Below are 12,484 nucleotides of genomic sequence, written 5' to 3' on the forward strand. Positions count from 1 at the left end.
GCGATCATAATGCCTCTCTAAACATTCTCAGACTGGGATTAGAGTCTGTTGGTATCCAATCCATAGAAGCCGCCGGGTTTACCCGTGCGGAGTAGTCACTCGGGTTTCTCACAAACAAAGAGCCAGCGATCCGAGCGGGCGTTTGGGGCACGCTCGCCGTAGTTGCCAAAGACTTCTATCTGCTCCCAGCCTGCTTCCGTGAGCCATTCTTTGATCTCCTTGATGGCGTAGGCGCGCTGTAAGTGCGTTTCGTGAAAATATCTTCGAGTGCTGGTGTGCGGATCCGTTACCCAGAAGTCCATCTCAACCCGGCAGAGTTTCTCGTCTTCGTCCCAGTGCGACTTCCAGTCGTGCTCAATGGGACCGTTCTTCTCATGCTGGGTGAACAGGCCGTAGCGCAGCGCGTAGATCCCATTCATATCGAATGTCAGGACACCACCGGGCTTGGCGTGGGCAAAGAGCCGCCGCAGACCCTCGCGAAGCCGTACAGGGTCCGTAATGTAGTTGAGGGAGTCGAAAACACTCACGAGCCAGTCGAACTGCCGCCCTCCCAGATCCAGCTCCGCCAGATCCGCCACGGAGTACGCGATCTCATAGTGCCTTGCCTCCGACTTCATCCGGGCGATTTGAACCATCTCCGGCGCAATATCGAAGCCCACCACGGGCCGGTAGCCGCGCCGGTAGAGCAGCTCGCTGAGCGTGCCCGTGCCACAGGCGACATCCAGGACGGACTGCGGCTGTTTCTCGCGCTCACGGACAGCCCGCTCCATCCGGGCCAGCCAGGCCGTGTGGGGGACACCCGCCATCAGAGCATCGTAGATTGCAGGAAGAGACTGGTACTGGGGCATCGCTAGTGCTTCACGAGCTTCTGCCAGGATGCCACATTATCAAGAAGCTTTAGGACGGCTTTCCGTGAGCTAGCTTCCTCTTCAGGGGTAAGGTGAAAGTGCTTTACCTCCTCCGCGCTCGGCGCGAACGTACAGCGGCCTGGCCTGTCGTACTTCTGCCCGCACCGCTTGCACTTGACGCGAATGTCTCCCTCGCGCAATGGCTTCTTGGGCGCAGGGGGCGGAGGAGTGTAGTAACTTCCAGCACTGTAGCAAATGCTGTCTCCCTGAGTGGAAGTTCCAGGGGATATTCCCATCAAACTCGCGCAGCCCACAGAGGCTGCGATACCCAGGGCGGCGAAGATAGTTTTCTTTGGTTGGTTCATGGTTTTAAGCATTTTCCTCATCAATAAACTTGTCCTGACACGAGAAGGTAGAGACTTCTCAATGCTACGACCGAAATGATTAATAGCCCAACAGCCAAAAGAAATAGCAAGGTGCCGCACAAAGTGATCTGAAAAAGGCTTTTGACTTTCTTGGTACGCCACCAGAGTAGAGGCGGCTCATAGTGCGGCCTCCTCTCCCGGTTCACTCCTTGGCTCCGATAATCTGGTAAGTCAGGTAGGGATTATTTTTTTGATCTTCTTTGGACAGCGCCGCGAGAGATTGCCAGCTACCCCTGATCCAGATCTGAGGATCTCCTGTTAATCGGTTCACCCGTACATGCCAGCCCTGGGAGTTCTCCAGGTAGGTATAAGGCGTTGGCCAGAAGAAGAGGCTATAAACCACAAATACGCTTAGAACCACCCAGAAACGCTTGTCTTTCATGCAGCTACTCCCCGTGCCTTGGAATCAGCCATCGGCACTATTGGCGCTTCTCTCCTAGAGGCTTATTGTATCGTGCGCCAAGAGTGCTCTCCATTCTTTGAGGCAACCTGCCGAAACTACCAGAGGGTAGGTATTTTTACGGATGGCAGAAGGAATCAAAAAACAGACTGCAATACGGGTTAAGTCGCGGCGCCTTTTAGGGAGCGGCGTTTTAGCGCCGTCGCGATCCTCCTCGGCAGTGATCGAGCTGGAGCGGCGTGAGCGGCAGCTCGCAGCACTCTATGAACTCTGGCGCTCGGCTCCCCAAACGGAGCTGGAGCGGCTCCTTAAAAATGTCACCGAGCGGGCCGTGGCCGCTCTGGACGCTCACACGGGCTCGGTGTTTCTACGCGAGCGAGGAACCGATGTCCTGCGCATGGTGGCGTCTGTCGGGCTTCCCTCTGATGTCTCTGAGTCTGTCACACTTCTCATGGGTGAGCGCATCGCCGGACGCGTCGCCGAGACCCGGCAGCCGATTCTTGTTAATCGTGATCCCCACACCCATCCGATGTTTGCCGAGAACGATATCGCCAAGCGCCCTGAGGTCGAGAGTGCACTCTGCGCACCGCTTCTAGGCATCACCGACGAAGCCCTGGGCGTGCTTTGCGTCTCCCGGCATGCCCCTGCGACTCAGTACAACGACAGTGATCTGCGTGTTTTCTCTCTCTTCGCCGCTCAGTCGGGAGCCGTGATTGCACAGCGCCAAACCATTGATGATCTCACGCAGGCAGCAAAAGATCAGGCTAAGCTGGAGCGGGAGATGGAGCGCTCCCGTGCGCTGGCAGCCATGGGGCAGTTCGCCGCGATAATCGCCCATGAGCTGCGTAACCCGCTGGGCTCGATCAAGGGGGCGGCGCAGTATCTCCTTCAAGACAGTCGCGATGAGACCGTCCGGGACTTTCTCACGATTGTGGTCGAGGAAGTGGACGGCCTTGGCAAACTCACGACCGATCTGCTGGAGTTCGCTCGGCCCACTGTACCCACGCTCTTTGCAGCCGATCTTGTGGCCGTTGTCCGGAGCGAAGTGAGCTTCCTGCGTGAGGAACTCGCACGCATGGGATGTCCGACGATTCAGGAGAGCTACAGCGTGGACGAAGCACAGGTGCGGGTTGATGTTGGACAATTCGGGCGGGCTCTGCGAAATCTCTTGCTCAATGCGGCGCAGGCAGTGGCCTCGGTGGGCAACACCCGTGTAGATAGCCGCATCACGGTCACGCTGACAGCGGCGGGCGAGAGCTGGTGTGTGCGCATTGAGGACAACGGGCCTGGCCTACCCAGTGAGGTCATTGAGCGACTCTGGGAGCCCTTCTTTACCACCAAAGTGCGTGGAACCGGCCTGGGACTGGCGCAGGTACGAAAGACTATTGAGGCGCAGGGCGGGACGATTATGGCGGAGAATGTTGCGCTGGGGGGAGCCTGTTTCAGCCTGCTTTTGCCCCGTCTCCAGGAGATTAAGGACAACTAGGTCATGGCAGCAGAGAACGAAGAGATTAAGCCAAGCGGTGCGACCATCTTAGTGGTGGATGACGAGCCTAACCTGAGGCGAGTGCTTTCTGCTGTGCTGGCCCGCGATGGGCATGAGGTGCTGGTGGCGGACGGGGGACGTGAGGCAGTGCGCAAAGCCAAGGCGGAGCCCAAGCTGAACTTGCTGATCACCGACTACCTAATGCCAGACATGAATGGCCTAGAGGTACTGGAGGCAGTGCGCAAGCACCACCCGGGCCTACGCACGCTCATCATCTCCGGGCACGGAACAGTGCGCTCCGCAGTGGAAGCAATGCGCCTGGGAGCCTTTGATTTCATCACCAAGCCGTTTGATGTGGAGCAGGTGCGTGATGCCGTGGATCGTGCACTGGCAGCGGGTACAGAGCCCCGTCTGGAGCATTTTAACCGGTCCGCGCCACCTGCGGGAAAGAGCGCCTCGGTGATTGCCAGTGCGCCCAACCCCACTCCGCTTCCGAATCTGGTAAATATACCAGGTGTTTCCTTGATTGGAAGCGCACCGACAACGCAGAAAATGACCCAGCAGCTTCTTAAAGTGGCGCAGGCAAGCCGTGCGACGGTGCTTCTCCTGGGCGAATCGGGGACGGGTAAGGAAGTGGCTGCGCGCCTGATTCACGAGGCAAGTAGCCGCAAGCGCGGGCCGTTTATGGCAGTCTCCTGCGCGGCACTGCCGGACACGCTGCTGGAGTCGGAGCTCTTTGGCTACGAGAAGAGTGCCTTCACGGGCGCGGCGGGGGCAAAGCCCGGAAAGTTCGAGCTTGCCGATGGCGGGACGCTGTTTCTGGATGAGATCGGGGACATTCCTCCCCTGACACAAGTGAAGCTGCTCAGGGCGCTCCAGGAACGAGAGATCTGCCGTATCGGGGGAGTCAAGAATACCAAAGTGGATGTGCGTGTGGTGGCGGCGACCAATCGCGATCTCTGGCAGGCGGTGCAGGAGGGAAGCTTCCGGCTGGACCTCTACTTCCGCCTGCATGTCGTGCCCGTCTGGCTACCCACGCTGCGGGATCGAGCCGACGACATCCCGGCACTGGCAGCTTATTTTTTAGAGAAAATCGCACGCGAGAACAGTAGAGCTTTTCCCCAGGGGATTCAAGCGGAGACACTGGGCTATCTGGGACGGCACACCTGGCCGGGAAATATTCGTGAGCTGCAAAACGTTATCGAGTACGCCGTGGTGATGTCTGCATCGGATGCGGTAAGTATCGAGGCGAGTGCCTTGCCGGAGCAGCTTTTGCAACAGATCAAGGCGCAGGATCATACAGGTGGGCAGCCACAGCTCAAAGTAGTGAACGGGTAAGACTAAAACAATGGACTTCTGGCGAATTTGGCGGCTGATCAACCGTCGTATCTATCTTGTTATTGGGCTGGCGCTTGTGGCGGCAGTGCTTGTGGTCATCGGTATCTTTATTCAGAACCAGATGGCAGGGGTGACGGCGGATGCACGCCTGACCGTTCAGCAAGCTCCCTCCAGTATGGTCATGTCTTCGAGTGAAAACCCGACTCTGATTCAGGCCGACCCTAGCAAGCGCATCTCGGAGCTAACCACGCAGCTAAAGGGCAATAATAATATTTTTGTGCAAGCTGCGGAGCTTCTGCGCAAGGACGAAGAAGGGCGCAAGAGAGAGGTCAATAGTATTCTTGAGCGCAACCAGTACTTCGCCCCCTACGACACCAAGATTGCCGATACGGTGGATCAGCAGGTGCAGGAGGGAATAATTCCTCCCGCAAGCAAGCAGGCGGAGTACGAAAAAAGGCGGCGCGATTTCCGTCTGACCGAGGTGGCACGCCTAGCCGCTCCCCGTGACAGCCTGGGGACTTTTGCCCAAGATGGGGTGAAGCAGGACGCAAGTGTGATCGCGAATATCTACCGAGAGCAGGTAGATGCCAAGCCTGTGGTCAGCTTGATGGACACGGAGAGTGTGCGCCAGTTTGATAATCAGATTCAGCTCTTGGGAAACTTTGGGCGTGAGAGTGAGGCGCTACTCTATCTCAATATGCTCACGGTTGCCTTTCTGGATCACTATGCTACTCTCTCCCAAGCGGGCACCCGCACCAATATCGCGGGACTCCTAAAGAAGAAAGAGGCTGCGGTGCAGGAGCGTGTTGTGGCCGTGCGCAACCTGGCAGCCTTCAAGAACCGAAGCGAGTTCGCGGTGATCATTGGTCCTCAGGATAACACCGTCCAGAGCTTCCAGAGCCTAGAGAACCGTCTTGCCGAGCTGCGAGCACAGCGGGATGGGGCACGGGAGGCTTTCAACAACGCGGTTCAGAATGCCGCCTCCACACCGAAAACGATCACCGTCAGCCTTCCCGCCGAGGAGAACCCGCGCTACAAAGAACTTCAAGGGGCAGTAGATCGAGCCGAGGTCGAGTTCAACCGGCTCACGGCGACACGCGGCGATAATGATCCGGAGCTGAAGACGGCGCGTGAGACGCTCAGCAAGCTGAAAATCGCCAGGAATGGTGCCAAGAAGCCATTTACGGTCTCGCAGCCCAACCCTAACTACCTGGAAGCGCAGCGGAGCTTGAATACCGCACGAAGCAATGTCGCGACGGCTGAGGTCACGATGCTACCTCATGAGCAGCAGTACAATAAGCTTCTCAAGCGCCTGCTGAGCTCCCCAGTTCTGCAAGCCGAGTACAGTAAGCTCATGGGCGAGCTGGATCAGGTGAGCAAGAACTTGGCGATGATCAACCAGAATCTTCAGAAGCTGGGCGGCGAGAACATTCTCTCTAGCCAGACGGGGACGATTCTGATTACCCGCGCTTATGTTCTGCCGTCGAAGAATACCTTGCCCAATGGGGTTAAGCTGCTACTCTACGCCACGACTCTGGCGCTGATCTTAGGGGTGGCGCTGGTGATTGGACAAGACGCATTGGATAACTCCGTACGCACCAAAAAAGATGCCGAGGAGATCCTGGGGCTGCCTGTGGCGGGCGAGATCCCCGCTCAGCTTCCCGATCCGCGCCGTGCGCCCCGCGTGACCTACCTCGATCCTCTCTCCCCGACATCGGAGGCCTACCGGCTGCTGCGCACCGATATCTTGTTTACCCAACTGGAGAATCCCTTCCGCTCGCTTCTCGTCGCTACCGTCAAGCCTGGTCAGGGAGCCACGACAACGGTTGCCAACCTGGCAATTACCATGGCGCAGGCTGGGAAAAAAGTGATTCTGGTGGATTCGGATTTACGTCACCCGAGCCTGCATCAGGTCTTCTCGCTTTCCAACGAGCGTGGGCTGACGACGCTTCTTGCGGGGGCGAGTATTGCCATTGACGAGGTATTGCAGCGCACGGAGATCGAGAATCTACTGGTACTGACCTCAGGGCCGCTCCCGCTGAACCCGAGCGAGCTGATCGGCTCACCACAGATGCGGGAGCTGCACAAGCGCCTGAAAGACGCCGCCGATGTGGTGCTCTTTGACGCGCCCTCAACCATTGCGTTCTCAGACACCTCGATTCTGGCATCGTTTGTGGACTCCACTTTGCTGGTGATTCGGGCAGGCGATGTCCCCCGAGGGGTCGTCGAGCAGGTCAAAGGGATGCTCACCAAGGCTCACGCGAACCTGATCGGTGTCGTGCTCAATGCCGCCCCCTCAGAGAGTGTGGACTCCGTTCACTATCACAACCAGTACTATCCGCGTCTCAAGTCCACCACGCAGTCGGTACCGTCGCAGAGCTACTCTGCCTTGGACGACGACGATCGCTTTGAGCACCTTGCCGCAGAGGCGGAGGAAGCGGACGATGACAACATGAATTTCCTGGTAGGAGGGGCATCTCCCTCGCTCCGCAATCCGGGAGTAGGTGCAGCGGCTGAGGTGAACTCGGAGCCAGTGGTGGAACCTCCTCGCCCTGTGAGCGTTCAGCTTCCTGTACAGGAGCCTCCTGTGGCACGGCCTACGCCCGTGGCACCGATTGTGGCAATACCTACCTCCACTTCCCCACCTTCCAGCCCGCTATTTTCAGAACCCGTCTGGGAAGCGGGAGCGGAGCTACCTCGGATACCGGAGCCACCCCGCACCACTTCCGAACCCCTCAAGACCAACTGGGGCACCTCCCCTATGGTAGCTCCGAGTGAGCTGCCTATCGCGCGAGCTGCTGAAACCGCACCAGCACCGCCGAAACCGGGGTCGCCGCTGATAAATGATGAGAATGACAATGAGATCACCTTCGATTTTGATAAAGATGATGAGGAAGATCTGGACGATTTTGACGAAGATTTTGATGATTTTGATGAAGACGAGGGCTACGACGACGGTGATTATGCCGACGATGCAGCGCGATTACCTCAACGAAAGAAGCCCACAGGGTCTGGTGGAATCCTGGGCTGGTTCAAGCGGGGACGATAATAAAATCTTCAGGGGGCCGTTTTATACGGCCTCTTCTTGATTTGTGCTTGACATAGAAAAAGACAACGCCGTATAATTGCCCATGTTCTGTCTCAGAGAGAAAGAAGGATTAGCGTAGTGGCCAGATTGGACGGAGGGACAAAAGCAGGCGCAGGAGCGAAGATGGCTCCGCGTCCTAAGCCGGTTGTGCGAGCCAAACCGAGCGGCGGGACGTTCGTCGGGCTGGACATCGGGACGCAAACCATTAAGATGGTCGAGGTCAGTGGTGCAGGCAGTAGCCTGCGTGTCACTGGGATTGCCATCGAGAATACCCCGCCGGGCACTGTCCAGCAGGGAGTAATCGCTGACCCCAAGACCCTTGGGATGGCTATCAAACAGATGCGTACTAAAAACGGCATCAAGGCCACCAAGTGCGTCTCCTCGGTTGCGGGCGCAGCCGGGATGGTCGTCCGTGTCATTGAGGTTCCTAAAATGACCCTCAGCGAGCTCGCGGAAACCATGAAGTGGGAAGTGGAGCGCCATATTCCTTTCGCTGCAAGCGATGTGGAGATGTCGTTCCAGAAGATTGATAATCCCATTACAGACAACGATCCCAATAATCCGAACATGGAAGTGCTGTTGGCAGTGGCGCAGCGCGACATGATTCGTCAGCACATTGACACACTGACTGCGGCGGGTCTAACTCCTGTGGTGATAGATGTTGAGCCGCTGGCAGTGGGGCGTGCTTTGATTGATCTCTCGAAAGAGGGGCTTCAGAGCAAGAACGTCGTGATTGTTAATATTGGAGCATCCCAGACAGATGTTGGTGTCTTTAAGGCTGGGGCGCTGCGCTATCCGCGTACCATCCCTCTAGGCGGCGACAACTTCACTCGCGCTATTGCGGATCGAATGGGGCTCTCGATGGATGCGGCCGAGGACGAAAAACGTGCTCATGCCGTGATCTTAATGGATCTGGTTAAGAGTGGCCAGGCCGATGAGATGCTCTACGGTGATTCCGCGAACGCGCAGGATATGGGGGTTCAGTCCATCTTCGACGTGGATATGAATGCGCCCCTACCTCCGCCCCTCTTTGGTGGGGGGGAGGCACCTGCTGCGGCGGCATCCCCGTTCGACATCGCTGATAACAATCCCTTTGCGGAAGCTGCCAACCCTTTTGCCAGCCCCTTCGAGGGAGCGGCTGTGCCGGGCGTGGCGGGAGAGAGTGCACCCTCTGCGGAGGAGACAGCGATCGTTCCGATTGAGCCTAGCGATCCTTACTATGAGCGACGAAAAGAAGTCTTCAATGCCATTCTCCCGATGCTCGGGGAATTTGTTATGGAGCTCCGTCGTTCCGTAGACTATTTTCGCTCAAAGTACCCCAATGATACGATGGATCTGGTTCTTCTCTGTGGAGGAGCTTCCCGAGTTCAAAACCTGGATCAGTACATCGAACATGACTTGGGGATTCCTGCGTCAATGGCCGATCCCTTTGCAGGGCTCAATGTGGCTTCCAAACAAGTGTCTGTGACTCGGCGTGCTGAGATGGCTTCGTCACTGGCAGTTGCTCTGGGGCTTGCCGCTCGGGATGCGGTTCTGGGCAAAGAATAAAATTTTGAAGGCCACCATGCAAGTGGTGGTCTTACTCAGCAAATACGTAAACGACGGGGAGTCAGGAAAACGATGCTGCGCATCAACCTCTTACCAGCTTATATCGCGGAACAGAAAAAGACGAGCGCCACTTGGTGGTGGGCAGGGTCTCTTCTTGCTGTCTGTATCGCGGCACCACTCATCTACCGCTTCGCCATTCAGGATCCGCTGTATAACCAAACGGTTATCAACGCGAATGCTGCTAATGAAGCGGCCTTGGCTGTCGAAGACACTATGGCTAAGACTCAGGCTGAGCTGCAAAAAATTCAGCCGATTCAAGCCAAGGTAGATTTTGTGAAGAATGTCCAGTTCTTCAACCGGCTTCCGGGGTTAATCTACCGAAATGCGGCGCGCTATACCTACCGTGGGGTCGAGTACAATAGCATGGCTGTTGAGGGCGATAGCCTGAGCATCAGTGCATCGGTGCCCAAGCTTGAGGATGTTGGACGCTTTTACCTGACATTGTTTGCCAACCCAGATATCAAGGCACTTAGTATCAAGGGATTGCCCGACTACCTGGGGATTCAGGCCCGCAAGCAGCTTCCTCCTGATGCGCAGCGCAGCTTCCCAATCCAGGTCGCGGCTCAGCTGGTTCAGAATGTCAGCCCACCTACGGCACCTATCGCAGGCGCCGCGGGCGCGGGTGGCGGTATGGGGATGAGCGGCTCGATGGGAATGTCTGGCTCAATGGGAATGTCTGGCTCGGGTTCAATGGGAGCACCAGGGATGGGTGCGGATACGGGTGCTGCCGCGCCCGCTGGTAGTGGTGGCAAGGGCGGTGCCAAGGGCATGATGAAAGATGGCGACCAGTAAGGGAGGCAACAGGATAAAATTATGAATAAGCTAACACGTCCTCAGGTATGGATTATTTTTGGTGTCCTCTCTCTCATTGCTGTCTTGACACTGTGGTTCACGCTTAACGATCCACGTAATAAAGAAACTGCAACCAAGGAAGCGGATCGTGCGGCGCGTCAGTTAGTCGCGGATACGAAGCCTCAGGTGGACAAGGCATTTGCCGATGCGAAAGTAAAGGTTGCCGTGGCGAAGAGCGACTGGGGGAGATACGAGAAGCGCTTTATGCCTGCGATCAACATCTCTAATCTCTACACGGCCTGGCAGCAGATTCAGAAAGAGCAGCTCTACGATCTCGGGCCTATGCTGGATAAATTTGTTCGTTCCGATAAGGCTGTTCAGATTGTTCAGGCGGGCTTTAGTCTCTATCCCCCCCCCGACGATCCTAACCAAGCGAATGTCCCTCTGCTTTCCGAAAATAAGGGAGCGGTTACGGTTTCCGGGAACTTTGATGCCGTCCTGAAGCACGTTGAGCGATGGAATACCTTTGGTCGCCTTGTACTCGTTACAGGGTTTAACCTTCAAGGCAACTCCCCGCGATTGCTGGGAAGCTATAACCTCCAGGTCTTTGAGTTTACGCAAGGAGAGACGCCCGGTCCTACTTTCCCTGCTGCTGCTGCTGGAGCAGGCGGTGGAGGCATGGGTGGCGGCGGCGGTATGGGAATGGGTGGCGGTATGGGAATGGGTGGCGGTATGGGAATGTCTGGATCCATGGGGCCGGGAATGGGGGGGGCTGCTTCTATGCCTGGTGCTCCTCCTCCTGGTGGTGGTGCGGGAGCCCCGATCCAGTAACGAGATGGAAGTAGCCGCATGGCTACAAGCAAACTTGAGGAAATCCATGAAATTTGTGACTTTTGCACTAACACTGACCGTACTGGGTGCGTTAAGCATCACGGGGTGTAGCTCGCCTAGTGAAACGCCCCCGCTCGTAGATAACTCCGCACCACCCGTGGGTACACCTGCTATGGGTGCTCCTGGTACGGGTATGACTGGCATGCCTGCTCCTGGGGCGGTGGCCATGGCCGGTGGCGGGAGGCCTGGTGCGCGCCAGACTTCCTTTGATGGAGCACCTGAAGCGATGAAGAAGACCTTCGGCGCTGTTGGTGCAAATCCGATGGGCGGTGGTCCAAGCCCGATGGGCGGTATGGGGGGTGGCAGCGGAGCCGGTGGCTCGAAGCCTTCTCCAATCCGGGACGGCGTGATTCCGGTGGCCTCGCGCAAGGATCCTTTTGAGTCCGTTATCAAGCCCGTTGTTCAGATTACTCCGGCATGGGACTATGTCATGGGGCACAGAACGGCACCCGTTTGGGTTCCTAAGGATCTACCGGTTCCTGGTGCAGTGAATCCCGACGATCTGCCGCCGCTTCCGCCCGTTCCGCGGCGTGTTGCGGGTGTATTCTATAATGGGGGCATCGCTGCCATCATTGAGTCTGGAATACCACCTGATTCTGATGTGACCATTGTGCAGCCGGGTGCGGAAGTGGATAGTTTGATTCCTGGTGTGCCGCCCCTTGTGGTGGAGTCTATCTCCATGGAGCACCTTATTCTGCGGGCTCGGGACGGTCGCTCGGTTGAAGTGAAGCTTTCGGGGCTCTCTCCTGCAGTACGGGGTGCCCTGAATCAGCAGTTTAACTCTGGCGGTGGTGCCGGGAATGGCCCTGGTATGGGTTCAGGCATGGGGCCGGGAATGGGTTCAGGTATGGGGCCGGGCGGTATCGGCGGCGGCAAGGCCGGTGGTGGTGCTGGCGGCGGTGGAATTCAATAACGACACGACAGTGGTTTGGCGCTTTTGCGCTGAACAGGTATAATGCACCAACGTACTGGTGTGATCTGATTTGCGGGGTAAGGCAAGACAGGTATAAAAATATGAACAAGATGCGATTCTTAGCACTGACACTCTCACTGGGGGCCATCGTTTTGGCTTTTCCTGTGAATGCTTATGCACGGCAAGATGATGCCGCGAACAAGAGGGTAACCTTTGATCTTGAGGATTCACCGATCCGTAAGACCATTGAGGCTGCGTTCAAGCAAGCAGGGATCAACAACTACGTGATTGATAACAATGTTGTTGGGTTCGTCACACTTAAGATCACGGAGCAGCCTTTTGAGAATGCTCTTAAGCTGATCATGCGTGCGGCGAGCGTGCCACTGACCTACACCAAAGAGAACGGTATCTGGATTGTGAAGCCACGTACGATCTCACAGCCCACACAGGATCCAAACCCACAACCGATTGACGATCCTTCTTTGGTACGTCCCGCTGCGGCTTACGAGCGTATCAACCTGACGTACTTGGATCCGATGGATCTGCAGTCGGTTTTGGGAGGGATTATCTCGGTTCCCTTCTTCGCACGCTTTGGTAATAGCGGCATGGGCGGCGGCATGGGTGGCATGGGCGGCGGCATGGGTGGCATGGGCGGCGGCATGGGTGGCATGGGCGGCGGCATGGGTGGCATGGGC

The 12,484-nt window shown here is 56.9% G+C and carries 11 protein-coding genes; 8 read left to right on the forward strand and 3 right to left on the reverse strand.

What is annotated here, in order from left to right:
- Positions 1–95: 95 nt before the first annotated feature.
- The 3 genes from ACH2ED_RS21005 to ACH2ED_RS21015 form a co-directional block, all read right to left on the reverse strand.
- Positions 96–848, reverse strand: a complete 753-nt coding sequence (locus ACH2ED_RS21005) for a class I SAM-dependent methyltransferase (RefSeq protein WP_395094687.1) — start codon at positions 846–848, stop codon at positions 96–98.
- A 2-nt stretch (positions 849–850) separates the two neighbouring features.
- Complete coding sequence (locus ACH2ED_RS21010; protein WP_395094688.1) at positions 851–1,213, reverse strand: hypothetical protein; 363 nt, start codon at positions 1,211–1,213, stop codon at positions 851–853.
- Positions 1,214–1,415: 202 nt separating this feature from the next.
- On the reverse strand, positions 1,416–1,655 hold the full coding sequence (locus ACH2ED_RS21015) for a hypothetical protein (protein ID WP_395094689.1): 240 nt from the start codon (positions 1,653–1,655) through the stop codon (positions 1,416–1,418).
- Positions 1,656–1,797: 142 nt separating this feature from the next.
- Between ACH2ED_RS21015 and ACH2ED_RS21020 the strand changes: the two genes are divergently transcribed.
- The 8 genes from ACH2ED_RS21020 to ACH2ED_RS21055 all read left to right on the forward strand — a co-directional run.
- Positions 1,798–3,159: an ATP-binding protein gene (locus ACH2ED_RS21020; protein ID WP_395094690.1), complete on the forward strand. Its 1,362-nt coding sequence runs from the start codon at positions 1,798–1,800 to the stop codon at positions 3,157–3,159.
- 3 nt (positions 3,160–3,162) lie between these two features.
- The gene (locus tag ACH2ED_RS21025) at positions 3,163–4,497 is read left to right on the forward strand and encodes a sigma-54-dependent transcriptional regulator (protein ID WP_395094691.1); all 1,335 of its coding nucleotides are present in this window, start codon (positions 3,163–3,165) and stop codon (positions 4,495–4,497) included.
- A gap of 10 nt (positions 4,498–4,507) precedes the next feature.
- Positions 4,508–7,546 carry a polysaccharide biosynthesis tyrosine autokinase gene (locus tag ACH2ED_RS21030; protein WP_395094692.1) on the forward strand — a complete coding sequence of 1,013 codons (3,039 nt, stop codon included), beginning with the start codon at positions 4,508–4,510 and terminating at the stop codon, positions 7,544–7,546.
- 117 nt (positions 7,547–7,663) lie between these two features.
- A complete protein-coding gene (gene pilM, locus ACH2ED_RS21035) occupies positions 7,664–9,133 on the forward strand; it encodes a type IV pilus assembly protein PilM (RefSeq protein WP_395094693.1) in 1,470 nt (489 codons plus the stop codon).
- 72 nt (positions 9,134–9,205) lie between these two features.
- Positions 9,206–9,985: a hypothetical protein gene (locus ACH2ED_RS21040; protein WP_395094694.1), complete on the forward strand. Its 780-nt coding sequence runs from the start codon at positions 9,206–9,208 to the stop codon at positions 9,983–9,985.
- 21 nt (positions 9,986–10,006) lie between these two features.
- Complete coding sequence (locus ACH2ED_RS21045) at positions 10,007–10,816, forward strand: hypothetical protein (protein ID WP_395094695.1); 810 nt, start codon at positions 10,007–10,009, stop codon at positions 10,814–10,816.
- Positions 10,817–10,862: 46 nt separating this feature from the next.
- Entirely contained in the window at positions 10,863–11,789 is a 927-nt protein-coding gene (locus ACH2ED_RS21050; RefSeq protein WP_395094696.1) for a hypothetical protein, read from the forward strand.
- A 101-nt stretch (positions 11,790–11,890) separates the two neighbouring features.
- Positions 11,891–12,484, forward strand: a 594-nt coding sequence (locus tag ACH2ED_RS21055; protein WP_395094697.1) for a hypothetical protein, incomplete at its 3' end; no start/stop codon positions are given.

The organism is Armatimonas sp., from assembly GCF_043757465.1.
GTDB lineage: Bacteria > Armatimonadota > Armatimonadia > Armatimonadales > Armatimonadaceae > Armatimonas.

Bases quoted from the DNA above. Each gene is read 5' to 3' on its own strand.
- ACH2ED_RS21005 (WP_395094687.1), bottom strand. From the start codon at position 848: ATGCCCCAGTACCAGTCTCTTCCTGCAATCTACGATGCTCTGATGGCG.
- ACH2ED_RS21010 (WP_395094688.1), bottom strand. From the start codon at position 1,213: ATGAACCAACCAAAGAAAACTATCTTCGCCGCCCTGGGTATCGCAGCC.
- ACH2ED_RS21015 (WP_395094689.1), bottom strand. From the start codon at position 1,655: ATGAAAGACAAGCGTTTCTGGGTGGTTCTAAGCGTATTTGTGGTTTAT.
- ACH2ED_RS21020 (WP_395094690.1), top strand. From the start codon at position 1,798: ATGGCAGAAGGAATCAAAAAACAGACTGCAATACGGGTTAAGTCGCGG.
- ACH2ED_RS21025 (WP_395094691.1), top strand. From the start codon at position 3,163: ATGGCAGCAGAGAACGAAGAGATTAAGCCAAGCGGTGCGACCATCTTA.
- ACH2ED_RS21030 (WP_395094692.1), top strand. From the start codon at position 4,508: ATGGACTTCTGGCGAATTTGGCGGCTGATCAACCGTCGTATCTATCTT.
- ACH2ED_RS21040 (WP_395094694.1), top strand. From the start codon at position 9,206: ATGCTGCGCATCAACCTCTTACCAGCTTATATCGCGGAACAGAAAAAG.
- ACH2ED_RS21045 (WP_395094695.1), top strand. From the start codon at position 10,007: ATGAATAAGCTAACACGTCCTCAGGTATGGATTATTTTTGGTGTCCTC.
- ACH2ED_RS21050 (WP_395094696.1), top strand. From the start codon at position 10,863: ATGAAATTTGTGACTTTTGCACTAACACTGACCGTACTGGGTGCGTTA.